The 23,520-nt window shown below is 66.6% G+C and carries 25 protein-coding genes; 5 read left to right on the plus strand and 20 right to left on the minus strand.

What is annotated here, in order from left to right; all coding sequences use genetic code 11:
- Nucleotides 1-33: 33 nt before the first annotated feature.
- The 5 genes from pdhA (at nt 34) to ACN0V4_RS12535 (ending at nt 5,573) form a co-directional block, all read left to right on the plus strand.
- Nucleotides 34-1,023 (plus strand): pyruvate dehydrogenase (acetyl-transferring) E1 component subunit alpha, encoded by a 990-nt coding sequence (pdhA, locus tag ACN0V4_RS12515; protein WP_417676547.1) that lies wholly within the window; start codon nt 34-36, stop codon nt 1,021-1,023.
- Nucleotides 1,024-1,037: 14 nt separating this feature from the next.
- Nucleotides 1,038-2,402 carry a pyruvate dehydrogenase complex E1 component subunit beta gene (locus tag ACN0V4_RS12520; protein WP_417676549.1) on the plus strand — a complete coding sequence of 455 codons (1,365 nt, stop codon included), beginning with the start codon at nt 1,038-1,040 and terminating at the stop codon, nt 2,400-2,402.
- 11 nt (nt 2,403-2,413) lie between these two features.
- Nucleotides 2,414-3,655, plus strand: coding sequence for a 2-oxo acid dehydrogenase subunit E2 (locus tag ACN0V4_RS12525; protein ID WP_417676551.1), 1,242 nt, complete (start codon nt 2,414-2,416; stop codon nt 3,653-3,655).
- Nucleotides 3,656-3,950: 295 nt separating this feature from the next.
- Nucleotides 3,951-5,150, plus strand: coding sequence for an MFS transporter (locus ACN0V4_RS12530; RefSeq protein ID WP_417676553.1), 1,200 nt, complete (start codon nt 3,951-3,953; stop codon nt 5,148-5,150).
- An 84-nt stretch (nt 5,151-5,234) separates the two neighbouring features.
- The gene (locus ACN0V4_RS12535; RefSeq protein WP_417676555.1) at nt 5,235-5,573 is read left to right on the plus strand and encodes a carboxymuconolactone decarboxylase family protein; all 339 of its coding nucleotides are present in this window, start codon (nt 5,235-5,237) and stop codon (nt 5,571-5,573) included.
- Nucleotides 5,574-5,627: 54 nt separating this feature from the next.
- Here ACN0V4_RS12535 and cysE read toward each other — a convergent pair whose 3' ends face one another.
- The 20 genes from cysE to fabF form a co-directional block, all read right to left on the minus strand.
- Nucleotides 5,628-6,446, minus strand: coding sequence for a serine O-acetyltransferase (cysE, locus tag ACN0V4_RS12540; protein ID WP_417676982.1), 819 nt, complete (start codon nt 6,444-6,446; stop codon nt 5,628-5,630).
- A 402-nt stretch (nt 6,447-6,848) separates the two neighbouring features.
- Nucleotides 6,849-10,772 carry a baseplate multidomain protein megatron gene (locus ACN0V4_RS12545; RefSeq protein WP_417676557.1) on the minus strand — a complete coding sequence of 1,308 codons (3,924 nt, stop codon included), beginning with the start codon at nt 10,770-10,772 and terminating at the stop codon, nt 6,849-6,851.
- The gene (locus ACN0V4_RS12550) at nt 10,772-11,221 is read right to left on the minus strand and encodes an NlpC/P60 family protein (RefSeq protein ID WP_417676984.1); all 450 of its coding nucleotides are present in this window, start codon (nt 11,219-11,221) and stop codon (nt 10,772-10,774) included. The genes ACN0V4_RS12545 and ACN0V4_RS12550 overlap by 1 nt, the downstream gene beginning before the upstream one ends.
- 14 nt (nt 11,222-11,235) lie before the next feature.
- Nucleotides 11,236-12,120: a DUF2163 domain-containing protein gene (locus ACN0V4_RS12555; protein WP_417676559.1), complete on the minus strand. Its 885-nt coding sequence runs from the start codon at nt 12,118-12,120 to the stop codon at nt 11,236-11,238.
- Nucleotides 12,117-12,749: a TIGR02217 family protein gene (locus ACN0V4_RS12560; protein ID WP_417676561.1), complete on the minus strand. Its 633-nt coding sequence runs from the start codon at nt 12,747-12,749 to the stop codon at nt 12,117-12,119. Before ACN0V4_RS12560 ends, ACN0V4_RS12555 begins: the two co-directional genes overlap by 4 nt.
- A gap of 9 nt (nt 12,750-12,758) precedes the next feature.
- Complete coding sequence (locus tag ACN0V4_RS12565) at nt 12,759-13,415, minus strand: phage tail tape measure protein (RefSeq protein WP_417676563.1); 657 nt, start codon at nt 13,413-13,415, stop codon at nt 12,759-12,761.
- The gene (locus ACN0V4_RS12570) at nt 13,405-13,611 is read right to left on the minus strand and encodes a rcc01693 family protein (RefSeq protein WP_417676565.1); all 207 of its coding nucleotides are present in this window, start codon (nt 13,609-13,611) and stop codon (nt 13,405-13,407) included. Before ACN0V4_RS12570 ends, ACN0V4_RS12565 begins: the two co-directional genes overlap by 11 nt.
- Entirely contained in the window at nt 13,608-13,928 is a 321-nt protein-coding gene (locus tag ACN0V4_RS12575) for a gene transfer agent family protein (protein ID WP_417676567.1), read from the minus strand. The genes ACN0V4_RS12570 and ACN0V4_RS12575 overlap by 4 nt, the downstream gene beginning before the upstream one ends.
- Nucleotides 13,929-13,931: 3 nt before the next feature.
- Complete coding sequence (locus tag ACN0V4_RS12580) at nt 13,932-14,345, minus strand: phage major tail protein, TP901-1 family (protein WP_417676569.1); 414 nt, start codon at nt 14,343-14,345, stop codon at nt 13,932-13,934.
- A gap of 25 nt (nt 14,346-14,370) precedes the next feature.
- Nucleotides 14,371-14,784 carry a DUF3168 domain-containing protein gene (locus ACN0V4_RS12585; RefSeq protein WP_417676571.1) on the minus strand — a complete coding sequence of 138 codons (414 nt, stop codon included), beginning with the start codon at nt 14,782-14,784 and terminating at the stop codon, nt 14,371-14,373.
- A complete protein-coding gene (locus ACN0V4_RS12590; RefSeq protein WP_417676573.1) occupies nt 14,781-15,119 on the minus strand; it encodes a phage head closure protein in 339 nt (112 codons plus the stop codon). Before ACN0V4_RS12590 ends, ACN0V4_RS12585 begins: the two co-directional genes overlap by 4 nt.
- The gene (locus tag ACN0V4_RS12595) at nt 15,116-15,715 is read right to left on the minus strand and encodes a head-tail connector protein (RefSeq protein WP_417676575.1); all 600 of its coding nucleotides are present in this window, start codon (nt 15,713-15,715) and stop codon (nt 15,116-15,118) included. Before ACN0V4_RS12595 ends, ACN0V4_RS12590 begins: the two co-directional genes overlap by 4 nt.
- A 163-nt stretch (nt 15,716-15,878) precedes the next feature.
- Entirely contained in the window at nt 15,879-17,003 is a 1,125-nt protein-coding gene (locus ACN0V4_RS12600) for a phage major capsid protein (RefSeq protein ID WP_417676986.1), read from the minus strand.
- Nucleotides 17,004-17,056: 53 nt separating this feature from the next.
- Complete coding sequence (locus tag ACN0V4_RS12605; protein ID WP_417676577.1) at nt 17,057-17,659, minus strand: HK97 family phage prohead protease; 603 nt, start codon at nt 17,657-17,659, stop codon at nt 17,057-17,059.
- 28 nt (nt 17,660-17,687) lie between these two features.
- Nucleotides 17,688-17,912: a GTA head formation protein, RCAP_rcc01685 family gene (locus ACN0V4_RS12610; protein WP_417676579.1), complete on the minus strand. Its 225-nt coding sequence runs from the start codon at nt 17,910-17,912 to the stop codon at nt 17,688-17,690.
- On the minus strand, nt 17,905-19,113 hold the full coding sequence (locus tag ACN0V4_RS12615; protein WP_417676581.1) for a phage portal protein: 1,209 nt from the start codon (nt 19,111-19,113) through the stop codon (nt 17,905-17,907). The genes ACN0V4_RS12610 and ACN0V4_RS12615 overlap by 8 nt, the downstream gene beginning before the upstream one ends.
- 112 nt (nt 19,114-19,225) lie before the next feature.
- Nucleotides 19,226-20,596, minus strand: a complete 1,371-nt coding sequence (locus ACN0V4_RS12620) for a DNA-packaging protein (RefSeq protein ID WP_417676583.1) — start codon at nt 20,594-20,596, stop codon at nt 19,226-19,228.
- A complete protein-coding gene (locus ACN0V4_RS12625; protein WP_417676585.1) occupies nt 20,520-20,849 on the minus strand; it encodes a hypothetical protein in 330 nt (109 codons plus the stop codon). The genes ACN0V4_RS12620 and ACN0V4_RS12625 overlap by 77 nt, the downstream gene beginning before the upstream one ends.
- Nucleotides 20,850-21,067: 218 nt before the next feature.
- Nucleotides 21,068-22,231 (minus strand): endolytic transglycosylase MltG, encoded by a 1,164-nt coding sequence (gene mltG, locus ACN0V4_RS12630; protein ID WP_417676587.1) that lies wholly within the window; start codon nt 22,229-22,231, stop codon nt 21,068-21,070.
- Entirely contained in the window at nt 22,232-23,497 is a 1,266-nt protein-coding gene (fabF, locus tag ACN0V4_RS12635; protein WP_417676589.1) for a beta-ketoacyl-ACP synthase II, read from the minus strand.
- Between the last annotated feature and the right edge of the window lie 23 nt (nt 23,498-23,520).

The raw sequence follows: 23,520 nt of genomic DNA on the forward strand, positions 1-23,520 counted from the left end.
TGAACTATCCTTTTCAGGAGGAGGGGCATCGCCATGGCGACGCGAAAAAGCTCTGTAAAACCAAATGTTTCCGCAGAAGAGCTGCTGACCTATTACCGCGAAATGCTGTTGATCCGGCGATTCGAGGAAAAGGCCGGCCAGCTCTATGGCATGGGTTTGATCGGTGGCTTCTGCCACCTCTACATCGGTCAGGAAGCCGTTGTCGTCGGCCTTGAGGCCGCCGCGGAAGAGGGGGACAAGCGGGTCACCTCCTATCGCGACCACGGCCATATGCTGGCCTGCGGCATGGACCCCAAGGGGGTGATGGCCGAGCTTACGGGACGCGAGGGCGGCTATTCCAAGGGCAAGGGCGGCTCCATGCACATGTTCAGCAAGGAGAAGCACTTCTATGGCGGCCACGGCATCGTCGGCGCCCAGGTGCCGATCGGCGCCGGCCTCGCCTTCTCGGACAAGTACAAGGGCAACGACCGGGTCACCTTCGTCTATTTCGGCGATGGCGCTGCCAACCAGGGTCAGGTCGCCGAGACCTATAACATGGCGCAGCTCTGGGATCTGCCGGTGGTCTTCGTGATCGAGAACAACCAATACGCCATGGGCACCTCGGTGCAGCGCGCCACCAAGTCGCCCGACTTCTGGGAACGCGGCGCCGCCTATGGCATCGCCGGCGAGATGGTCGACGGCATGGATGTGCTGGCGGTGAAGGAAGCCGGCGAAAAGGCCGTCGCCCACTGCCGCGCCGGCAAGGGCCCCTATATCCTCGAAGTGAAGACCTATCGCTATCGCGGCCACTCGATGTCCGACCCGGCGAAATACCGGACCCGGGAAGAGGTGCAGAAGATGCGCGAGGAACGCGACGCCATCGAACATGTGCGCCAGCTTCTGCTGACCGGCAAGCATGCCAGCGAGGACGACCTGAAGGCCATCGACAAGGAAATCAAGGATATCGTCAACGCGGCGGCCGATTTCGCCAAGGAAAGCCCGGAGCCCGCGCTGTCGGAGCTCTGGACCGATATCTACGCCTGAGGGGATGAAGTAACATGGCAACCGAAATTCTGATGCCCGCCCTGTCGCCGACCATGGAGGAAGGCACGCTGGCCAAATGGCTGGTGAAAGAGGGCGATACCGTTTCCTCCGGTGACATCCTGGCGGAGATCGAGACCGACAAGGCCACGATGGAGTTCGAGGCGGTCGACGAAGGCGTGATCGGCAAGCTGCTGATCCCCGAAGGCACCGAAGGGGTCAAGGTCAACACCCCGATCGCGGTGCTGCTGGCCGAGGGTGAAAGCGCCGATGACATCGCCGCCGCCCCGGTGGCGGTCGCCCCCGCAGCCCCCGCACCGGTCGCCGCAGCCGCAGCGGCCCCCGCCGCGCCCAAAGCGCCCGAGGTGGATCTGAGCCCCGACTGGCCGGAAGGCACCCCGATGAAGAGCCAGACCGTACGCGAGGCGCTGCGCGACGCCATGGCCGAAGAGATGCGCGCCGATGATCGCGTCTATCTGATGGGCGAGGAAGTCGCCGAGTATCAGGGCGCCTATAAGGTGTCGCAGGGGCTTTTGGACGAATTCGGCTCGAAGCGGGTGATCGACACGCCGATCACCGAACACGGCTTTGCCGGCATCGCCGTCGGCGCCGCTTTCGGCGGGCTGAAGCCGATCGTCGAGTTCATGACCTTCAACTTCGCCATGCAGGCGATCGACCAGATCATCAACTCGGCCGCCAAGACGCGCTATATGTCCGGCGGCCAGATGGATTCGCCGATGGTCTTCCGTGGCCCCAACGGCGCCGCCGCGCGCGTCGGCGCCCAGCACAGCCAGGACTATGCCGCCTGGTACATGCAAATCCCCGGGCTGAAGGTGGCGATGCCCTATTCGGCGGCCGACGCCAAGGGTCTGCTCAAGACCGCGATCCGCGATCCCAACCCGGTGATCTTCCTGGAGAATGAAATCCTCTACGGCCGCAACTTCGAGGTGCCGGAGATGGAGGATTTCACCGTCCCCTTCGGCAAGGCCCGCATCTGGCGCGAGGGCAAGGACGTCACCATCGTCAGCTTCGGCATCGGCATGCAGTTCGCGCTGGAAGCGGCCGAGAAGCTGGCCGAGGAAGGCATCGACGCCGAGGTGATCGACCTGCGCACCCTGCGGCCGATGGACACCGACACCATCATCCGCTCGGTGATGAAGACCAACCGCTGCGTCACGGTCGAGGAAGGCTGGCCGCAGGGATCGGTCGGCAGCTACATCTCCTCGGTGCTGATGCAGCAGGCCTTTGATTACCTGGACGCCCCGGTGATCAACTGCACCGGCAAGGACGTGCCGATGCCCTATGCCGCCAATCTGGAAAAGCTGGCGCTGATCACCACCGATGAGGTGATCGCGGCGGTCAAGCAAGTGACCTATCGGTAAGGAGCGGAGCGATGCCCACTGAAATTCTGATGCCCGCCCTCTCCCCCACGATGGAGGAAGGCACGCTGGCGAAATGGCTGGTCAAGGAGGGCGACACGGTGCAATCCGGCGACCTTCTGGCCGAGATCGAGACCGACAAGGCGACGATGGAATTCGAAGCCGTCGACGAAGGCATCGTCGGCAAGCTGTTGATCCCCGAGGGCACCGAGGGGGTCAAGGTCAACACCCCGATCGCGGTCTTGCTGGCCGAGGGGGAAAGCGTCGATGACATCGCCGCCCCCGCCGCGACCGCCGCCGCGTCCCCGGTTGCCGCCGATGGCGGCCGCATCTTCGCCTCGCCGCTGGCGCGCCGGATCGCCGCCGACAAGGGGCTCGACCTGAGCGCGATCAAGGGCTCCGGCCCGCATGGCCGCATCGTCAAGGCGGATGTGGAAGGCGCCACCGCCGCGCCGAAACCCGCAGCCGCCCCGGCGGCCGTCACGGCACCGGCAACCCCGGCCACGGCCCCGACGCTTGCGACCGGCCCCTCGACCGAGACCGTGCTGAAGATGTATCAGGACCGAGAATTCGAAGAGGTCAAGCTGGATGGCATGCGCAAGACCATCGCCGCGCGGCTGACCGAGGCGAAGCAGTCGATCCCGCATTTCTATCTGCGCCGCGACATCAAGATCGACGCGCTGCTGAAATTCCGCGGCGAGCTGAACAAGCAGCTCGAATCCCGTGGCGTAAAACTCAGCGTCAACGACTTCATCATCAAGGCCTGCGCGCTGGCGCTGCAAGCCGTGCCGGCCGCCAATGCGGTCTGGGCCGGCGACCGCATCCTGCAGCTGAAACCCTCGGACGTGGCGGTCGCGGTTGCCATCGACGGCGGGCTGTTCACCCCGGTGCTGAAGGATGCCGAGATGAAATCGCTCTCTACCCTGTCGGCCGAGATGAAGGATCTGGCCCTGCGGGCCCGCGACCGCAAGCTCGCGCCGCATGAATACCAGGGCGGCAGCTTCGCGATTTCCAACCTCGGCATGTTCGGGATCGACAATTTCGATGCCGTGATCAACCCGCCGCATGGGGCGATCCTGGCGGTCGGCGCCGGCGTCAAGAAGCCGGTGGTCGATGCCAATGACCAGATCACTGTCGCCACCGTCATGTCGGTCACGCTCAGCGTCGATCACCGGGTGATCGACGGCGCGCTCGGCGCCCAGCTTTTGCAGGCGATCGTCGAGAACCTGGAGAACCCGATGCTGATGCTGGCCTGAGCCGGCAACCTGCAACGATCTGACCCTGCGCCAGTTCCCCGGACGGGCCGCCCTCAGCGGCCCGTTTTCATGTGCGCCAAGCTCCCCGCCGGCCTAGACAGATTATTGTAACAGAAATACCGGCGCAGCCATTCTGCATGCGCATGACCCGGTTGCGATAAGCACAGTTGTGTCACCGGGGCAAAAGGGTAGTTTCGGCCACATCTTCGGTGGCCTTGTCGTCGCCCGTCGATCTGTCTCCTGACAACCTGCTTTCCTTCGGCTGTTCCCAGCCCCCAGCCTTTCGGAGACCGTCATGGCCCGTTCCGACCGTCAGGCATCGCTGACGATCCTCTCGCTCGCCATCGGCGCCTTCGGCATCGGGGTGACGGAATTCGCCACCATGGGGCTTTTGCCCTTCTACGCCAGCGATCTCGGCGTCAGCGAACCGCAGGCCGGCCATGCGATCAGCGCCTATGCGCTCGGCGTCGTCATCGGTGCGCCGGTGCTGTCGCTGCTCGGTGCGCGGCTCGAGCGCAAGCGGCTGTTGATCCTGCTGATCGCCTTCTTCGGGCTCGCCAATCTGATAGGGGCCTTCGCGCCCAGTCTCGACCTGCTGATCGCCGCCCGCTTTGCCGCCGGTCTGCCGCATGGCGCCTATCTGGGGGTTTCCATGCTGTTCGCCGCCGAACTCTCGCCCAGCCGACGCAGCGCGGTGGCAGTCGCCCAGGTGCTGATGGGGCTGACGGTTGCCAATATCGTCGGCGTCCCTCTGGCCGGGGCGGTCGGGCAGATGTTCGGCTGGCGCTGGAGCTTCGTCATCGTCGCGGCGATTGCCGCGCTATGCGCCCTGGCGATCGCACGAACGGCGCCGGCGGTGCGCGACGGCGTTCCCAGCAACCCCGTCAGCGAACTGCGGGCGCTCGCCAATCTGTCGATCTGGCTGACCCTGGGGATCGGCGCTGTCGGCTCGGGTGCCATTTTCGCCGTCTATTCCTATCTCTCGGCGGCGATGATCGACGCCGCCCAGGCCCCGGCCTGGAGCATTCCCCTGGCGCTCTCCTGCTTTGGCATCGGATCAACCGCCGGCAGCTATCTCGCCGGCCGGCTCACCGCCTGGTCGCAATTCGGCGCCTCGCTGCTGCTGCTGATAGGTCTTGCGATGTCAGCATTGCTCTATGCCGCCGTGGTCGGGAGCTGGCCGCTGATGGCGCTGTCGGTGCTGCTGATGGGGCTGATGTCCGGTCTGGTGATCCCGCTGCAGATGCGGCTGATGCAGGTCGCGGGTGAGGCGCAGACCTTGGCGGCCGCGCTGAACCATGCCGCCTTCAACGCGGCCAACGCGCTGGGGCCGCTGCTGGCGGGCCTGGCGCTGTCTGCGGGCTATGGCTGGGCCTCCTCCGGGGTGGTCGGCGCCGGCCTGGCGATCGGCGGCATTCTGGTTCTGGCGCTGGCCTGGGCCCATGCCCGTCGCCCACGTCCGCCGATGGCCGTGCAAAGACCAACAGCACTGTGATCGCGCTTCAGTTCAGTCTATGATAATAGGCGAGCGCGTCTTTCGCGCCACAACCTGAACATGAGCCCCTTTCAGGAGGAACAGATGAGTTGGACAACCACCTTGACCGAAGCCCAAGCCGGGATGGAGGATTTCGCCGCAGGCCAAACCGCCACCGCCGAAAGGTTTGACGCTCTGCACGGCACCTCGATGGAGGCCGGAGCGCTCGACGCCAAGCAGAAGGAACTGATGGCACTGGCGATCGGCATCTCAAAGCAATGCGTCGACTGCATCGCCTTTCACGTCCAGGCCTCGATCGAGGCGGGTGCGACCCGGAAAGAGATCGAAGAGACCATCGGCGTCTGCATCCTGATGGGGGGTGGGCCGGCCTATATGTACGGGGTCAAGGCACTGAAGGCCTTCGACGAATTCACCGCTTCCTAGTCCCCGAAACGACAAGGGGCGCCACCGGCGCCCCGTTCGATATCAGCAAGCCGCTCAGCCGCCGCAGACGCAACCGCTCAGGTTCTGATCCATATTGACCGAAGGTTGCTCGCAGCCCGCCTCACCGACGATCTTGGCCGGCACGCCCGCCACCGTCACACAGGGCGGCACGTCCTGCAACACCACCGAGCCCGCGGCGATACGGCTGCAATGGCCGACCCGGATGTTGCCCAGCACCTTGGCACCCGCGCCGATCAGCACGCCGTCCTCGATCTTCGGGTGGCGGTCCTGCTCCTCCTTGCCGGTGCCGCCCAGTGTCACCGAATGCAGCATCGACACGTTGTCGCCCACCACAGCAGTTTCACCGATGACGATCGAATGGGCATGGTCGATCATGATCCCCTTGCCGATCCGTGCCGCGGGATGAATATCGACGCCGAAAATCTCGGAAATCCGCATCTGGAAGAAATAGGCCAGATCATGCTGCCCGCGCGTCCACAGCCAATGGCCGATGCGATAGGCCTGCATCGCCTGATAGCCCTTGAAATAAAGGATCGGCTGCACCAGCCGGTGGCAAGCCGGGTCGCGCTCGAACACCGCCATCAGATCGGCCCGCGCCGCCTCGACCAGCGCCGGCTGATCGGCATAGGCCTGATCGGCGATTTCGCGCAGCACCATCATCGACATCTCGTTCGAATTCAGCTTGGCCGCGATCCGATAGGACAGCGCCTTGTCGAGGGTCTGATGATGCAGGACACAGGCATGCACCAGCCCGCCCATCAACGGGGCATCACGGATGATGTCCCGCGCCTCGTCGGTGATGCGGTCCCAAACCGGGTCGATCGGGGTGAGGGTTTTGCGCGTTTTCAGCATGGCGAGAAATCCTTTCCTGCGCTCAGAATAGCCATTTAGGATAGATTTCGCCAAAGGCAAAGTTGTGATGCCTTCGATCAGCGCCACTGATGTTTCCGCCGATTGCCGCTCTCGCGTAGAACCGCAGGCCCGCAGTGCCTGCAAGATCAGGATCATGCAGGCGCAATAGTCGGGATCATCAAAGCCGGGCTCCACCGCCAGCGGATATCGCCGCGCCGCCCCCATCAGCGAGCCGTTGCCCCACTGCGGATGCAACCGCCCGGTGCGCAGACGATGACGATCGGCCGCCTCGGCCTGGTCCAGAAACCGCGCGCCCAGCGCCTGACGATCCTCCGCTGCCGCCGCCAGCAATGCCCGAGCGGCAGCGCTGACGTCCCCATGCAAGACCGGGCGCATCGGGCTTCAGGCCGACAGGGCGACCTTGGCCGCCGGCCCGGCCCCGAAGCGGGCGGAAAGCTGCGCCACCTCCAGCACCGCCGGCAACACCAGCCCGTCCGCCGCCTGCGCCGCCATGCCATAGGTCCATTCCGGCGCCGTCACCTGGACCTCGCGGATCAGCGTCCCCCCCTGCAGGACCCGGATGCGATAGGCCTCGACCTCCTCGCCCAGCGGCACCTCCTCCAGCGCCCAGTCGCTGCCGTCGACCAGCCTGGTGCGCCGGATCCAGCTCGCGGTGAAATCGCCTGCGCCGCTCCGCGTCAACTCCAGATGGCAGGGGCGATAGGGCCTGAGGCCGATGCCGTCGAAAGCCTCGACCAGATGCACGTAAGACGGATCGTCATACCCCCGCCGCGCCGGTCCGATCCGGTAATGCCGCGCCACCCGCCGTTGTGCCGAGGTCAGGGTGATCTGCGGTTGCGCCCCATTCAGGAGCGCAAAATAGGATCCCACCGGCCAGATATCGGGCATGATGCCATCCGTCCCCGACTGTCCCCTGAGCCGCCCCGACAGCAGATAGGTGTCCGCCGCCACCAAATCGGCCTGACGGAACTGGAACAGCTCCCAATTGCCCGGCGACCCGTCGCCGATGGCGGCGAGGTTCGCACCATTGAGCACCGCCAGCGCCTCGCGCGATTCCAGTGTCCCGCTCAACAGCTTCACCTGCAGCGCATCGCCCTCGTCCCAGAACCCGGCGCTCGCGGCCCGCATCGGCGTTTCCGTGAGCCCGATGACCGAGCGCATGGCAATGATCTGATCCAACGCATAATTCTCATCCGCCGCCGAGGCATAAAGCGCGACGGTCCCCGGCCAGGGACTGGCCGTCACCGCCAGATGCGGCGCCTGCGGCACCTCGTCCCCGGTGATCAGCGGCAAATCCATGAACAGCGGCAGCACCGGCACCGGGGCGGCAAAGGCGGTCGCATCCGGCAGCCCTTCGATCTGTTCCGAGGGTGTATAGACCGCCGGCTCGATCCGCACCGCCTCGATCAGCTGCGACTCCGCCTGGTCCACCCGGTCGATCCGATAAAGCCCGGTGCCCTCGTCCCCGGGCAATTGCACAATATCCCCGGCGCCCAGCGCCATGCGCGACGGCGGCAGGGCGAACCGGGCGTTGTCACGCGCCACCTGCGCCTCGGTCAGCCAGCGCTCGGCCACCGCCCGCGCCTCGCCCCGGGTCATCGCCAGCGACAGATCGGTGACCGAGATCGCATGGGTCTCTTCATCGGGCAGCACCGCCTCTTCCGCCGCGATCTCGTGATCGCCGCCCCATTCGACGAATTGCACCTGCACCCGGCCCGCCAGTTCGCTATCGGCCTCGCGGGTCCGTTCGATCGTGCCGTCGAGATCGCCGTGCACCGCCAGGCGATCCCGCTCCAGCACCTCCGTCCCCAGCCCGCTGCGGGGCAGGAACCGCAGCACCCCGTCGCGTTCGATGGCATCAAAGCCATAGCGCAGCATCAGCGGTTGCAAGGCGGCGCGGATATCGTCGATCCGGTCGATGGAAAAGCCGCGCACCATGTCGTGCAACCGCGCGGTGTCGGTCTCGGTCACCCCACCGCGCCGGCAAAGCTCTTCCACCACCGAAGCGAGCGTCCTTTGCCCCACCCGCCCGTTCAACCAATGGCCACGGATGTAATTCTCCCCATCGCTCCACAGATCGGTCAGGTTCGGAAAGGCCGGAAAAGGCCGCGCGTCCCAGGCCCAGACATAGGCGTTCTCCAGATCCAGCATCTGTCCGCCATAGACCTCCGAGACCGGGTTATTCCCCGCATCGGCCCAATGGCTCAACTGCGCCTGCAGATAGGCGCGCTGGATCAGATCGTCCCGCAGACCGTTGCTGTACTTCGGCAAGCTCGATTCCGAGGATTTGGGATCGAGGAACTTGTTCGGCTGATTGGTCCCCTTGTCGATGGCGGCACAGCCCAATTCGGTGAACCAGATCGGTTTCATCCCCGGCTCCCACCCCGTGGGCATACTCTGCCTCACCCCGCCGATCCGCTCGTGATGGGCGTTCCCCCACCAGCCGCGCAGATCCTTATAGCGCCATATCCAAGGCTCCCCATGATCTTCATCGACAATAGGCGTCCTGATCTGCGCCGCCTCCGCCGCGCTGGAGTGGTAATACCAATCGTACCCCTCGCCCCCCTCGACATTGGCGTCGAGATAGGCGGGATCATAGATGCTCTCCCAGCCGGCCTTGGCATCCAGATGACCATTGCCATCGCGCCAATCCGACAGCGGCATGTAGTTGTCGATACCCACGAAGTCGATATTCGCATCTCCCCAGAGCGGATCGAGGTGGAAATACCGGTCGCCACTGCCGTCCTGGGGTTGATAGCCGAAATATTCCGACCAGTCGGCGGCATAGCCGATCTTCACCGTTTCCCCCAACAGCAGCCGCACCTCGGCCGCCAGATCGCGCAGCGCCTCCACCGCCGGAAACCCGCTCGCCCCCCGGATCTGGGTCAGCCCGCGCAGCTCGGAACCGATGCAAAAGGCCTCGACCCCGCCGGCGGCGGCGCAAAGCGCTGCATAATGCAGGATGAACCGCCGCAGCCCCCAATCCTCCGGGCCGGTGTAGGCAACCGTCCCATCCCCCACCGCGAAATCACTGGCCGAGGCCACACCGAAGAACGCCGCGACCTCCGCCTCGGCCGCAGCAGTCCGGTCAGGGCTCCCCTCGATCCCAGGCGCGAAGGACAAGGTGATACGCCCCCGCCAGGGCAGAGCAGGCTGCTCCGCCTCGCCGCTCCAGGGGTTGATCAGCGTGTTCCCCGCCATCTGGTCCATCAGGATGAAGGGATAGAACATCACTCGGCTGCCCGCCTCGCGCATGTGGCGGATCGCCTCCACAACAGAGGCATCTGCCGGTGTGCCGCCATAGATCGGCCGCCCCTCCAGCTCGGCGATCTGATCGGCCGTCGCCCGCGTCAGCCCCGAAACCGTCCAGGGCATATTGCTGCCCTCATAGTCCTTCTGCTCCAGCTTGGGCGCGATCCGGCATTCCCCACAGCGCAGATCGCCGCCGAACCAAGACACCACCAGAGAGACCGCGCCGCAATTGGGCAGCTCCTCGGTCAGCTGTTCATAGGACCGCGGCAAATCCGCCATCCCGGCAGGCGTGTTCTGGTTGGCCGCCCAGCGCGCGCCGACACTGCCGTAATAGACTGGCGTGGTGGCCAGCGCATATTCCCCGGTCCCGGGCATCAGCGCCACGCCCCGCACGATCTGCCCCAGATCGCGGGCATACCCCTCGGCCTCGGGCTGTTCGGCCCGCAGCACTTCAAAAGACAACTGCGGCACCCGATTGCCATAGGGCGACAGGTCCAGATCCTCGATCACCACATAGGCGGTGCCGCGATAGGCCGGCACCCTGCCCGCGCCCTCAATCGCCTCCATCAACGGGTCGGCAAGCTGATCGGCGCTGCCGGGATAGACCCGCATGTTCAGATCGCCGCGCGCCACCTCCTCGCCATCGGCCCAGACCCGGCCGATGCTGGCGATCTCCCCCTCGCAGACGGCCACGGCAAGCGACACCGAATAGCTGTATTCGGTCACCTTGGTGCCGGGCGCAGAGCCCTTGCCGCCACCGCTGGTCGTGGCGCTTTCCTGAAAGTCCGAGGCCCAGATCACCTGCCCCCCGACCCGCATCCGGCCATAGACCTGCGAGATCGCCCCCCCTTCGCCCGCCTGCAGCAGGCGGAACCGGTCGACCTTGCCGCTCTCCACCGCCTTCGAGCCAGAACCCAGCAGCCGTTCGTCGATCAGCCGACCCAGGGTTGCCCCCACCGCCCGGCCGATCACCACCGAGGACAGACCGGCGACCGTGCCGCCGATCGAGCCGCCAATCGCCGCCCCTGCGGCGGAAAGAACTATGGTCGCCATCAGACGTCCCCCTCAGGTCCTTCAGGAAAGGCGAACCGCGCCACCACGCGGCGCGCCCAGGGGCCGCTCAGCGGGCTTTCCACCACGCCGTGGCCCGAATAGGCGTGGATGAAGCGCGCGCTCGCGCCCACCTCCGCCACGATCCCCAGATGTTTCGCCACCGATCCCGCCCGCATCCGGAACAGGATCACATCGCCGGGCATCACCGCCCCCCTGCGCTCGCAGAGATAAAGCCGCGCCGCCTGCCACAGCCGTTCCTCCCCCTGCGGTTCGGACCAGTCCATCGTATAGGCGGGCACCTCGGCCGGCTCGCGCCCGCAAACCTCGCGCCAGACCCCACGCACCAGCCCCAGGCAATCGCAACCCGCCCCCTTGCAGGCTGCCTGATGCCGATAGGGCGTGCCGATCCAACCGCGCGCCGCCGCCACCACATCGGCCCGCGGCGGCATCCCCAAATGCAGGCTCACCGCAGGCTCCCCCCAGTATTGGGTCGGGTGGATTTCGGCACCGCCACCACCCAGTCCTCGCCGGGGATATCGGGAAAACCCTGATAGTTCAGAAGGTTGTTGAACTTCAGCCGACAAGTCTCCATCTGCTTGTCGCAGCCGGCCTCCAGCCGCACCCCATCGCCCGCCGCGATCCCGGCCTGCAGCGGCTGCCATAGCTCGATCACCCGGGCGCCGCCCTCGCTCCGGTCCCGCTTGATCAGCGCCCAGAGCCCGGCACCCGCGCCCGAGATCACCACCAGCCGACCGCGCGCGAACCAGCCCGGTTCGAAGCCTGCCAGATCGTCCCAACGGAACACTCGCGCCTCTTCGACCTCCCCGACCACCTTCCCGGCGACATATCCCGGCGTGCCCATGTCGAACCGACACCGACTATCCCCCAGAACCGCCGTGCAGGGGGTCTGGTATATCCGCCCCAACGGCCGGTTCAGCGCCTGGGTCAGCCCGCGCAGATCGGCGCGAAAGGCACCCCCAACCCGCTGAATTTCCCCGATTGCGCCGCGAAACTGCAACCACCGGACCGAGACATCGGCCCAATTGACCAGCCAGGCCCGCACCTCGGCCCCGTCGAACCGCCCCGCCTCGATCTCGGCCTCGCTCAGCCCCGCATCGGTCAAGGCCCCCATGGCCTCGGTATTGTCGACCGACAGCCCGGTCGCCTGCTGCAATGCCGCCGCGGTCAGCCCGGTCTCGGCCCGAAAGGTGAAGCTGTCAAAGCTCAGATCCCGGTCGTGATCGGTAAAACCATATTGCGCGCCGTCCTTTCGCGTCACCGCCCAGCAGCGGCAAAGCGTCGTGATCCCACCCGCGACATGGCTGCGAAACGCCTCCCCCATGGTCATACCCGCACCTCCACCACCGGCACGTTGGGCATTTCGCCAGCCTGAAAGCTCGCCACACTGGTCTGGATGCTGTCAGTATCGAACCGCACCGGCACATCGAATTCGAACCCCGCCGTCACATCCTGCCCGATGCCCGGGGGATGGGCGAAAGTGATCAGCCCAGTCGCTGTGTCGACAGTGTAATCCACCGCCTCCTGCAGCTCGTCCTGCTCCAACCCGATCCGCACACTGCCCACCACGGGTTTCGAGATCGGTCGTTGATAGGTGAAAGCCCCCGACCGATAGGTCTTGGCCAGCTGAAATTCGACCCTCGCCCCATCTCCCTGGGCAATCACCTGATCGTCGAACTGCACTTCGGCCCGGGCGCGACCGGATTTGTAATCCGACCAGTCCTTCCAGCGGAACCCGTACATCTGGCCCATCCGCGCCTCGAAAAACGCGATCAGCGTCTCGATATCGTCAAGCGATCGCATCCCCAGCCCGGCGTCATAGCGCCGCCGCGCATGCGCCCAGGGGGTGTTGCGTTCCTCATACCCGTTGGCGAGCGTGACGATATCCGTCCGCCGCTCGGGCCCGCCGGCCGAACCGAAGCTCAGCGAGGCGGGAAACCGGACCTCATGAAAGTTCATCTCGCCCCCTCACAAATTGCGCGACCCGCGGCCCAGGGCCCGGCTCATCTGTGCGGCGATCTGGCCGCGGCTGCGCTGGAACCCGGCCACATCGGGCGTTGTCACATTCATCACCACACGGACGCCGCCGCCGCCCGACCGCACGCCCAGCCTGCCATCGGCACCGCGCGCCAAGGGCAGGATCGCCTCCGGCCCCGCCTCGCCCATCAGCCCGGTGCCGCCGCGCATCGCGAAAGCCGTGGCTCTCTGCACCACCCCGCCCGAGGCAAAAGGCATCACCCGCCCCTGTGCGAACCCCGCCCCTTTGGCAAAGGGCAACAGCCCCGACAGCAGGCTTTCCACCCCGGTCCCCAGAAAGTTACCCAGCTGATCCGTCACCGGCTTCACCGCCGCGGAATAGCTGGTCTGGATCATCGTCCGCGCCAAACTGTCCAGTGCATCCGACAGGCTCTCACCATCAAAGACCACATCCTCGAAAGCCCGCCTCAACCCCTTGGAGAACCCCCGCTCCAGCGAAGAGACATCGCGCCCCGTCGCCGACAAGGCCGCCCGCATCCGCGTCAGCTCGGTCTCGAATTCCACCGCCATGGTGCTGGCCGCCCCCAGGCTCACCTCCAGCCCATCCGCCGCCGCGCTCAGCGCGTCCACCGCGTCCTCACCCGCCATCGTCCTGATCCTTCTTCCGATCCGGCCAGCGCGCCAGAAGCGCCGCCAGCCCCGCCCGCGTCATCGGTCGCCGGCCATAGCCCTGCCCCAGCATCAGCGCCAGTTCCGCCGGGGTCAGCCGCCAGAACTCCTCGGGCCTGAGCCGCAGCCCCTGCATCCCGGCCCGCATCAGCACCGGCCAGTCGATCCGGCTCATCCGTCCCCCGGCACCGTGAAGGCGCGGGCCAGCAGCGCCGCCGCCGCCCGCGCCGCCACCACCGGGCCGCCCTCGATCTCAAGCCGCAGCAAATCCGCTGCCTCCAGATCGGCACCACCGCCCCGTAACCCGGCCAGGATCAGCGCCATCAGATCGCGGCTGGAAAACCGCCCGCCCTCGAACCGTCCGACCAGATCAACCAGCGTGTCGGCGCCCAGGCGCTCCTCCAGCTCGGCCAGGGCGCCCAGCGTCAACTTCAGCACGCGCCGCTCGCCACCGACCACCAGCGCCACCTCTCCCGCCCAGGGGTTCGCCATGGCTCAGAGCGCCGTGAACACCAGCGCCCCGGCGCTGGCCATCGACATCTCATAGGTCGCCTCGCCGTCGTGATTGCCGGCATATTCCAGCGCAGTCACCTGAAACGGCCCCTCGACCACGCCGAAATCCGGAATGATCACCTGGAACTCCGGCGTTTGCCCGTCGAAGAAGATCTGCCGCGCCCGCTCATCTGTGCCGGCATCCTTGAACACGCCCGAGCCCGAGATCGTCGCCGATTTCACCCCGGCCCCCGACAACAGCTCGCGCCACCCGCCCGAGCTTTCCAGACTGGTGACATCGACACTCTCGGCGTTGAAGCTCACCCGCGTGGCGCGCAGCCCCGCGATGGTCTCGAACAGACCGCCGCCGTTCATATCCACCTTGATCAAAAGATCCTTGCCGTTCTGGGCACCCATCTGCCACCTCTCAGGTTTGCGTTGATCACTCATCCTCGACCCGGGCGCGGAAGATCAGGTCGATCTGCCGTCCCTGGCCAGCGCTGCCGGTACGCCGCGCCACCGCCTTTTCGAACCAGAGCCCGACGACACGGCCCCGGCTCAGGCTCGGGCTCCCACCCTCCAGCGCATCGCACACCGCCGCCGCTACCGCCTTCGACGCGGCGAACCCCGCCGCCTCGGAGATCACCGAAACGGTGAACCGGTGCAGCGCCCCGGCACCGCCCTTGTCGGACTTGTCCTGCACCACCTCGGAGCCAAGGCTCACATAGGTCTCGGGGATGGCACCGGCGGGCAGCCCGTCATAGATCGCCCCCGCCACCAGCGCATCAAGCGCGCCATCGGCCACCAGCACCTGATAGATCGCCGCCTGCAGCGGCCCGGCCAAGGCATAGCTCATGCCGCCACCTCCTCATCGGCGAAACAGGTCAGATAGCGGCCCGCCGCGTCATATTCGGTCACCGCCCGGATCAGATAGAGCCGCGCGCCATCGCGAAACCGCTGCTCCGGCGCCGGCCGCCGCAGTGATCCCACCGGCGCCCCGCGCACCACGATGCGATAACTCACGGTCGAAACCGCCGCGCCCGCCTCCGCCCGCTCGCGCCCGGTACGCGAGCGCACCTCGGCCCAGAGCTCTCCCAGGGTCGACCAGCTCCGGATCGCGCCACCGGCGCCATCCGACAACCGCACCGGCGCCTCCAGCACCAACCGACGGCTGAGAACCGGCACGCTCATCGCACCGCCCCCAGACCCAGCCGCATCCGGCGATAGCGCTCGATCAGGCTGGTGACCCCGAAGGGCATGCAGCCTACCGCAAGCGAGGTCTCGTCGCGATATTCGTAGTAATGCGCCGCCAGCAGCAGCACCGCCTGGCCCAGATCGGCCGGCAAGCCGCCCCAATCCACCGCCATGCCGGCGGTGAACCCGATCCGCGCATATCCGTCTGTCGGAATCGTCGGCAGCAAGACCCCCACCGACCGCAGCAGCGGCACCTGAGCATCAGGCTCCAGCCGATATGCCCCCGCCTCCAGCACCACCTCGCCGCCCTCGGCATCGACCAGAACCACCGCGCTCACCGCAGTGACCGGGGCCACCGGAAAGGGCTCGGCCATCCCGTCGAGCCATTCCTCCACTCGCAGGCTGAACCCCCGCGCGATCAACACCTTGCCGGTCCGCGCCTCGATCGCCGCGACGGCGGCACGCAGAAACCCCAGCAGCAGATCGTCCTGCAAGCCATCCTCGCCAAAGCCGCTACCCAACCGCAGATGGGTCCGGAACTGCGCCACCGGCAGCGCCGCATCGGCATAGCTGCTCACTTCGCTCAACATCATTCGTGTCTCTCCGATACGTGCCGCCGCGCCTCCCGGGCACGGACGCACGCCGCGCTCCCGTGTCGCTCGGACGGAGGGGAGCAGCTAGACAACACGGGGAACGGTTATCCCCGGCGCACGCCCGCCGCGGAGCCGCACCCCGCGGCCCCGCGATCCGACCCGCTCAGGCGGTGCCGAATTTCAGCAGCTTGATCGCCGCGAAATCGCTGACATCGCCGCCGACCCGCTTGGTGGCATAGAACAGCACATGCGGCTTGGCGCTGAAGGGGTCGCGCAGCACCCGCAGGTCGGGACGTTCGGCGATGGTGTAACCGGCGCGGAAGTCCCCGAAGGCGACCGAATAGGAATCGGCGGCGATATCGGGCATGTCCTCGGCGATCAGCACCGGATAGCCCATCAGCCGCGCCGGCTCCCCTGCGGCCAGCCCGTCCGACCACAGGAAGCGGCCGTCCAGATCCTTCATCTTGCGCAGCACACCCGCGGTCTTCGAATTCATCACGAAGGTGCCATTCGCGCGATATTCGGCACCCAGCGCATAGACCAGATCAACCACCGGGTCGGGGTCGGTGATATCCCCCGACACGCCGGTCACGACATAGCCCAGATCACCCCAGGCCCAGCTGTCGTTCGCCACCTTGTCATGATGCAGAAAGCCGGTCGGCTTGTCGGTGCCATTGCCGCTGACAAAGGCCGCCGCCTCGGCCCGGGCGAACCGTTCGGCGATGCGACCGGCCAGCCAGGCCTCGATATCAAAGGCGCTGTCGTCCAGCAGCCGCTGGCTCGCCTTCGGCAGCGCGCTCAGCTCATGCAGCGGGATCGCGATGCGGTCGATCTGCGGCGTGCCCGTCTCCGTGGTCGTGGCGGTTTCCGAGGCCCAGCCGGCGCCCAGCTCGGTATGGTCGATCAGCACGTCGTAGGAGGTCGCCTCCACATGCACCACCGTCGCCACCGCGCGGATCGACGCAGTCGCCCGCAGCACCGACAGCACCGCCTCCGAGGTCTGCGGATCGACCAGATAGCCGCCGTCGCCGTTGACGGCGCTGGACATTGCCTTGCCCTCCAGCTCCAGCCCGCGCAGCCCGTCGTCATCGCCATGACGCAGATAGGCGTTGAAGGCCTTGCGATGCGGGGCACCCGTCTCGGTCATGGCTGCCAGGGGCGGACGCCCGCCGGCAAGAGATTTACGATCCAGCATGGTCAGTCGCTCTTCCGCTTGTTGAAGTTTTCTCTCAATACTCAAACGAAACCCACTGATTTCACTGATGAAACCGGAAAGCTCCCGCTTCATCTCCAGCACCATGGGTCCCGCGCCCCCGGGCATCCCCGGTCCTTGCGTCTCGGTCATTCCCGCCTCCCGTCTTCGGCCTGTTCCCCGGCGCGGTCGCCCCGCGCCATCTCGATCCGTGCGGCGCGCAGAATCTCGGTCAACTGACGCCAACCTTCCGCGCTCTCGTCGCTCTTGGCGGCGATCCGCGCTTCGGGCAGCATCGGGAAGGTCACCAGCGACACCTCCCACAGCTCCACCTCGGTCAGCAGCCGGCCCCCCTCCGCCGCGCGCTCCGCCCGCTTGGTGCGATAGCCGATCGACAGCCCGTCGATGGCGCCGGCCTCGACCAGCGCCGCCGCCTCGCGCCCCCTCTGGGTGGCAGTCAGCAGCCGCCCCTTGACCCAGAGCCCACGGGCATCCTCGCGCAGCTCCTCCCAGACACCGATTGGCTGCGCCGGATCGTGCTGCCACAGGAACTTGACGCTGCGCCCCGCCGCCGCCAGCGCCTTGAGCGATCCCGCATAGGCCCCTTTACGGACCACATCACCACCCTGATCGACCTGGCCGAACAGGCTCGCGTAGCCGGTGATCACCGCGCCGTCCTGCAGGCTCAGCCCCTCGCCGAAGCGCGCGAATTTGGTCTCCAGCCCCAGGCTGGGGCTCCAGTCCTGATCCATCCGTCTCTCCTCAGATTGTCGCCAGCCCTCAGTGGCCGCCGGCCACCAGCATCGACTGCAAGGCCTGGGTCAGGATCACCGCCACCACGCCATAGACGGTCAGCCACAGCCGCCGCTCCAGCCGCTCCATCATCTCTTCCAACCGGTCGAGCCGGCGGCAGATATTGTCGTTCTGGATCTGGCTGACCCGCTCATGCGCCGCCAACCGCAACCCCGGCGCGCAGTCAAAGGGTGCCTCACGCGGGTCAATCATCCGCAGCCGCCCCGGGCCGCGCCGGCAGCCCCAGAAGCACGCGCTTCTCCGCCTCGGTCAGAAACTCCGCCTTGGCGACCCGGGTCCACTGCGCCTCCCGCTCGGCCGCCAAGGCCGGCACCTGATCCAGATCGGGCCGCAGCTCCAACAGCTCACCGGCGAACCGCGCCAACCAATCCGAAAGCGCCGCCACCACCCGGCCTGCCAAAGGCAACACCGTCAGCCGATAGAACGCCCGGTTCGCCTCCTGATAATTGGCGTAGGTCGCATCCCCCGGGATCCCCAGCAGCATCGGCGGCACCCCGAAGGCCAGGGCGATCTCGCGCGCTGCCGCCTCCTTGGTCTGCCGGAACTCCATGTCGCTGGGGCTGAACCCCATCGGCTTCCAGTCCAACCCGCCTTCCAGCACCATCGGCCGCCCGGCGTTCCTGGCGCCGCGATAATTCGCCTCGATCTCCTCCGACAGGCGGCGAAACTGCTCCTCCGCCATCACGCCCTGGCCATCGCCACCGCGCCAGACCAGCGCGCCAGAGGGGCGTGCCGCATTGTCCAAAAGCGACTTCGACCAGCGCGAGGCGCTGTTGTGCACATCCACCGCCATCGCCGCCGCCTGCAGCGGCGAAAACCCGTAATGATCATCCTGCGGATGGAAATTCTTGATATGACAGACCACCGGCACCGGCCCGGCCAGATCGAAGCGATGCTTCTTCGCCCCGACCTCATAGTCATAGGCGACCGGCCAGCCATCCGTCCCCGGCACCACCCGCATCCGGTCAGAGCGCAGAACATGCAGCTCCAGCGGCAGCTCCGCAGGCGCCGGCTCCCGCCGCATCACCGCCTCGACATAGGCGTTGCCTGACAACAGAAGCTGGGCATAGAGCGCCTCCAGGAACTCCGCCCGGCCCTGGCCGGCATTGGGCCGGGCGATCAGCGCCAGGATCGGATGCGTGTCGAACCGACGCCGCCGATCCTGCAGCACCAGCGGCAGGGCGGCGGCGGCCTCGGCGATCATCTTGACCGACCGATGCGCCACCGGGTTGCCCAGATAGCCCGTCCGCGTCAGCGAGGCGGTATCGCGCGGCGACCAGGCCACCCGGCCGGCCCCGTGCCAGGCCAGCACCGGGCCCGCGGCGCTCACCTTGCGCTCCTCTGCGCCCATCGCCGCCGCCTCTGCCCGCCGCCGCAGGAAATCAAATGCCATGGGGGATGCTCCTTCTGCCTCCGTCCTGGATGGGCAGGTTATGACAGCCAGAGACGAACAGGCTGGAAACGGGCCGCACGCAGGCATGGCAACGGCCCGTCCCAAAGCATGCTTACAGCACCCGCAGCCGCGGCCGCAGCCAGCTCGCCGAAGGTCCGACGACCAGCTCGTGCAGCGCCCAGACCAGCGCATCGACCCGGTCGGGCGACCCCGGACCATCGTATCCGCGCTGGGTCATCCGGCACATCTGCTCCTCCAGCGCCACCAGCCCGCGCAGGTGCCTGACCCGCCCCTGTTCATAGAGCGCCGCCACCGGCTCCGCCCGCGCCACCTTGCCCCGGCTGGCGCGCACCGCACGGAAAGGCACCAATGGGTCGACCTGGCGCAGCACCTCCTCGACCAGTTGCCCGCCCTGATTGACCTCGGCCACCAACCGTTCGGCACCGAACTCCTCCATCGCCCGGATCGCCGCCCGGGCCCAATCCGCCGGCCCCACGCCGCGCACCGTCCGATCCGCCAGCACATAGGCACGCCAGTCCTGCGGCGGCCCCTGCAATTGCGCGCCGGCCACCACGATGCCACAGGCGTCCGCCGCAGCCCCGCCGGTCACCGCCGGGTCCAGCGCCACCACCACCCGGTCCAGCGCCGGCACCTTGTCGACCCGCGCCCCCTCCAGCATGCCAGAGGTCCAGAGCGCGCCTTCGGCATCCTCCAGCAGCACCCCGTCCAGCTCTTGCCGCCCCAGCCGGGTGCCGGCATAGCGCGCCCGCACCTCCGCCAGAAACGACGCCGCCAGATTGGCCCGGTTCGCCTCGGTCGGGGCCTGCGTCGCCACGGTCGAGGGTGCCGCCAGCAGAGATTTCAGCGCCGTCACATTCCTCGGCGTCGTGGTGACGCAGACCCTTGGGTCATCCCCCAGCCGCAGGGCGAATTGCAGCATGTCCCAGGGCTCCTCCGCCTTCGGCCACTTGGCCAGCTCGTCGGCCCAGGCGGCATCGAACTGCGGGCCGCGCAGCCCATCGGGATCCTGCGCAGAAAACGCCTGCGCCTCGGCCCCGTTGGGCCAGATCAGCCGCCGCTCCGACGCCTTCCAGACCGGCCGCCGATCCGGCGGCGAACAGGCCAGGATGCCGCTGTCGCCCTTGATCATCACATCGCGCACCTGATCATAGGTCTCGCCCAACAGCGCCAGCCGTCGGCACCGTCCCTTGTCCAGCGGCCGCGCCCCTTCGATCTGGGCGCGCACCCATTCGGCGCCCGCCCGGGTCTTGCCCGCGCCGCGTCCGCCCATGATCACCCAGGCGCGCCAGTCTCCCCCCGGCGGCAACTGATGCGGCAAGGCCCAGAACTCGAACAGAAAAGGGAGGGCGCAAAGCCCTCCCTCACCGATCTCTTCCAGAAACTGTTCACGGATTGCAGCCGGCGCGGAGGCGAGCCAGGCGGCACCCGATCTCAAGTCTGGCGGCATCGAGATCGAGCGCATATCCGCCCTGAGCGATGCCGGTTTGGCGTTGTTGCTGTTCGACAAAACATTCCTCCACTTTCTGACAGGACCGGATCAGGCGCCCCGCCTGCTCCAATTCGCGCGTACGTGCGGTGACATCCGCGGGCTCCCCGGCCTCGATATCCGCCCTCAGGCTTTCCGCCACCTGCCGTAGCTCTCGCACCGATTGTTCGAGCGAGCGCAGCAGATCCGCAGTCTTCGAAACCCGCTCCTCCGGGGTAATCAGGATCATCTCTGCCCATTGACCTCATGCGTGCGTGATCTCCGCACGAGAGAACGAAAAAACGGCCGGCGGGTATCCCCGCGGCCGTTTGCCCAGTCCTTCTAGCATGCCACAACCTATAGGCGAAACCGCGCGCAAAGTCAAGCAGGAATGAAATGAGGACCGGCGGCTAACCGCGCGGTCCTCTTAATAAATCCCCAATCCGCTCCCTTTGGGAACTTGGGCGATCACTCGCTTTGCTTGGCGCGATCCGCTTCGATCTGGCGCCATTTGGCGACATTGCGGTTATGGTCTTCCAAGGTCGAGGAGAACACATGGCCGCCGGTCCCATCGGCAACGAAGAACACATAATCGGTCACCGCCGGGTCCACTGCGGCCTCCAGGCTCGCCAATCCGGGATTGGCGATCGGGGTCGGCGGAAGCCCTTCGATCACGTAAGTATTCCAGGGCGTTACACGTCGAAGCTCACTTTGCCGCAGTCCGCGCCCAAGAACGCCTGCGCCCTTGGTCAGACCATAGATCACCGTCGGGTCGGTCTGCAGCCGCATGCCCGCCTTCAGCCGGTTGACAAAGACGCTGGCAACCGCGCCGCGCTCGTCCGGCACCCCGGTCTCCTTCTCGATGATCGAGGCGAGAACCAGCATCTGCTCCGGCGTGCTGAAAGGCAGACCTTCCTGTCGCTTGGCCCAGACCTCGTCGATCCGCTTCTGCTGCAAGGCCTGCATCTGCCCCAGCAGCGCCTCGCGCTCGGTGCCACGGGTGATCTCATAGCTGTGCGGGGCGAGCATGCCTTCGGCGGGGACATCGGTAATCTCGCCGCTCAACACGTCAATCGCCTTCAGCGCCTCGACCACCTGCCAGTTGGTCACCCCTTCGGCCACCGCGATACGGAAACTGGTGTCTGCCCCGGCCGTCTTCTCGGCGAAAACCGCAGGCACCTCGTCACTGGTTCCCAGATCGAACTTCGCCAGTTCCACCTCGGTCATCGTGTCGGGATCAAGCTCGCGCAGCTCGGCCCGGCTGCGGGTCACACCGATGCGATAGACCACTTCGGCGCCGCAGGTGCTGGCGCCGCCGCGAGTGATCGCATCGACGATCCCCTCCATCGAGGCACGCGGCGGCACCAGAAAGTTGCCGGCCTTCAATTGGCTGTTCTTCTCGGAATATTGCGCGCCCAGCCGGAACACTGTGCCGCTGCTGATGGCGCCCTGATCCACCAGATTGCGGCTGACCTTGCTCATGGTCGAGCCACTGGCAACCCTCACGCAGACCGCGTGATCCAGCGGCCCTTCCGCGACATATTCCCGTTGACCCCAGAGGATCAGCCCCGCCAGAAGGAACAATACGACGGCCAGAACCGTCAGCATGTTGGATGCCAGGCTGCGCCACATTTATTCAGGCTTTCCGAACAGCACGCTCGCGTTGGTGCCACCGAAACCAAAGCTGTTCGACAGCGCGATCTTGATCTCGCGCTCACGCTTCTGGTTCGGGGCCAGATCGACGGGCGTTTCCACCGCCGGATTGTCCAGGTTGATGGTCGGCGGCGCCACCTGATCACGGATCGCCAGGATCGAGAAGATCGCCTCGATCGCGCCGGCAGCGCCCAACAGGTGTCCGGTCATCGACTTGGTGGACGACATGGTAACCTTGGCCGCCGCATTGCCCAGCAGGCGCTCCACCGCGCCCAGCTCGATGGTGTCGGCCATGGTCGAGGTGCCATGCGCGTTGATGTAATCAATATCGCCCGGCTCCAGCCCCGCGTGCTTCAGCGCCGATCGCATCGACCGTTCGGCGCCGTTGCCATCCTCCGACGGGGCGGTGATGTGATAGGCATCGCCCGACAGGCCATAGCCCAGCACCTCGGCATAGATCTTGGCGCCACGCGCCTTGGCGTGTTCGTATTCCTCAAGCACCACGATGCCGGCGCCCTCGCCCATCACGAAGCCGTCGCGATCGGTGTCATAGGGGCGGCTGGCCGCCTGCGGGTTATCGCCGAATTTGGTCGACAGCGCCTTGCAGGCGTTGAAGCCGGCGATCCCGATCTCGCTGATCGCGGCCTCGGCACCACCGGCGATCATCACATCGGCATCGCCGTATTTGATCAGCCGGGTGGCGTCACCGATGGCATGCGCCCCGGTCGAACAGGCGGTCACCACCGCATGGTTCGGGCCCTTGAAACCGAAACGGATGCTGACCTGCCCCGAAATCAGGTTGATCAGCGCCCCGGGGATAAAGAAGGGCGACACTCGGCGGGGGCCACGCTCCTTGATCAGCACGGCGGTTTCCGCGATCGAGTTCAACCCGCCGATGCCCGACCCGATCATCACGCCGGTGCGCTCGCGGCTTTCCTCGTCTTCGGGCATCCAACCGGAATCGCGCACCGCCATATCGGCCGCGGCGATCCCGTACAGAATGAAATCATCGACCTTGCGCCGTTCCTTCGGTGCCATCCAGTCGTCGGGGTTGAAGGTGCCGTTGCTCCCGTCACCCAACGGAACTTCGCAAGCATAGGTGGTCGCCACCCCGCTCGCCACCGCATCGAACCGAGTGATCGGTCCAGCGCCGGATTGCCCCGCCAGCAGCCGAGCCCAGGTTTCTTCGACCCCGCACGCCAAGGGAGTCACCAATCCCAGCCCGGTTACAACGACTCTGCGCATCTACAGCCCTCTTGCCTCAATTC

The sequence above is a fragment of the Pseudodonghicola sp. genome (assembly GCF_048268305.1).
Taxonomy (GTDB): Bacteria; Pseudomonadota; Alphaproteobacteria; order Rhodobacterales; family Rhodobacteraceae; genus Pseudodonghicola.

What these genes read in the sequence shown, in the direction of transcription:
- pdhA (WP_417676547.1), top strand. Translation starts at nt 34, where the DNA reads ATGGCGACGCGAAAAAGCTCTGTAAAACCAAATGTTTCCGCAGAAGAG.
- ACN0V4_RS12520 (WP_417676549.1), top strand. Translation starts at nt 1,038, where the DNA reads ATGGCAACCGAAATTCTGATGCCCGCCCTGTCGCCGACCATGGAGGAA.
- ACN0V4_RS12525 (WP_417676551.1), top strand. Translation starts at nt 2,414, where the DNA reads ATGCCCACTGAAATTCTGATGCCCGCCCTCTCCCCCACGATGGAGGAA.
- ACN0V4_RS12530 (WP_417676553.1), top strand. Translation starts at nt 3,951, where the DNA reads ATGGCCCGTTCCGACCGTCAGGCATCGCTGACGATCCTCTCGCTCGCC.
- ACN0V4_RS12535 (WP_417676555.1), top strand. Translation starts at nt 5,235, where the DNA reads ATGAGTTGGACAACCACCTTGACCGAAGCCCAAGCCGGGATGGAGGAT.
- cysE (WP_417676982.1), bottom strand. Translation starts at nt 6,446, where the DNA reads ATGCTGAAAACGCGCAAAACCCTCACCCCGATCGACCCGGTTTGGGAC.
- ACN0V4_RS12545 (WP_417676557.1), bottom strand. Translation starts at nt 10,772, where the DNA reads ATGGCGACCATAGTTCTTTCCGCCGCAGGGGCGGCGATTGGCGGCTCG.
- ACN0V4_RS12550 (WP_417676984.1), bottom strand. Translation starts at nt 11,221, where the DNA reads ATGCCGCCGCGGGCCGATGTGGTGGCGGCGGCGCGCGGTTGGATCGGC.
- ACN0V4_RS12555 (WP_417676559.1), bottom strand. Translation starts at nt 12,120, where the DNA reads ATGACCATGGGGGAGGCGTTTCGCAGCCATGTCGCGGGTGGGATCACG.
- ACN0V4_RS12560 (WP_417676561.1), bottom strand. Translation starts at nt 12,749, where the DNA reads ATGAACTTTCATGAGGTCCGGTTTCCCGCCTCGCTGAGCTTCGGTTCG.
- ACN0V4_RS12565 (WP_417676563.1), bottom strand. Translation starts at nt 13,415, where the DNA reads ATGGCGGGTGAGGACGCGGTGGACGCGCTGAGCGCGGCGGCGGATGGG.
- ACN0V4_RS12570 (WP_417676565.1), bottom strand. Translation starts at nt 13,611, where the DNA reads ATGAGCCGGATCGACTGGCCGGTGCTGATGCGGGCCGGGATGCAGGGG.
- ACN0V4_RS12575 (WP_417676567.1), bottom strand. Translation starts at nt 13,928, where the DNA reads ATGGCGAACCCCTGGGCGGGAGAGGTGGCGCTGGTGGTCGGTGGCGAG.
- ACN0V4_RS12580 (WP_417676569.1), bottom strand. Translation starts at nt 14,345, where the DNA reads ATGGGTGCCCAGAACGGCAAGGATCTTTTGATCAAGGTGGATATGAAC.
- ACN0V4_RS12585 (WP_417676571.1), bottom strand. Translation starts at nt 14,784, where the DNA reads ATGAGCTATGCCTTGGCCGGGCCGCTGCAGGCGGCGATCTATCAGGTG.
- ACN0V4_RS12590 (WP_417676573.1), bottom strand. Translation starts at nt 15,119, where the DNA reads ATGAGCGTGCCGGTTCTCAGCCGTCGGTTGGTGCTGGAGGCGCCGGTG.
- ACN0V4_RS12595 (WP_417676575.1), bottom strand. Translation starts at nt 15,715, where the DNA reads ATGATGTTGAGCGAAGTGAGCAGCTATGCCGATGCGGCGCTGCCGGTG.
- ACN0V4_RS12600 (WP_417676986.1), bottom strand. Translation starts at nt 17,003, where the DNA reads ATGAAGCGGGAGCTTTCCGGTTTCATCAGTGAAATCAGTGGGTTTCGT.
- ACN0V4_RS12605 (WP_417676577.1), bottom strand. Translation starts at nt 17,659, where the DNA reads ATGGATCAGGACTGGAGCCCCAGCCTGGGGCTGGAGACCAAATTCGCG.
- ACN0V4_RS12610 (WP_417676579.1), bottom strand. Translation starts at nt 17,912, where the DNA reads ATGATTGACCCGCGTGAGGCACCCTTTGACTGCGCGCCGGGGTTGCGG.
- ACN0V4_RS12615 (WP_417676581.1), bottom strand. Translation starts at nt 19,113, where the DNA reads ATGGCATTTGATTTCCTGCGGCGGCGGGCAGAGGCGGCGGCGATGGGC.
- ACN0V4_RS12620 (WP_417676583.1), bottom strand. Translation starts at nt 20,596, where the DNA reads ATGCGCTCGATCTCGATGCCGCCAGACTTGAGATCGGGTGCCGCCTGG.
- ACN0V4_RS12625 (WP_417676585.1), bottom strand. Translation starts at nt 20,849, where the DNA reads ATGATCCTGATTACCCCGGAGGAGCGGGTTTCGAAGACTGCGGATCTG.
- mltG (WP_417676587.1), bottom strand. Translation starts at nt 22,231, where the DNA reads ATGTGGCGCAGCCTGGCATCCAACATGCTGACGGTTCTGGCCGTCGTA.
- fabF (WP_417676589.1), bottom strand. Translation starts at nt 23,497, where the DNA reads ATGCGCAGAGTCGTTGTAACCGGGCTGGGATTGGTGACTCCCTTGGCG.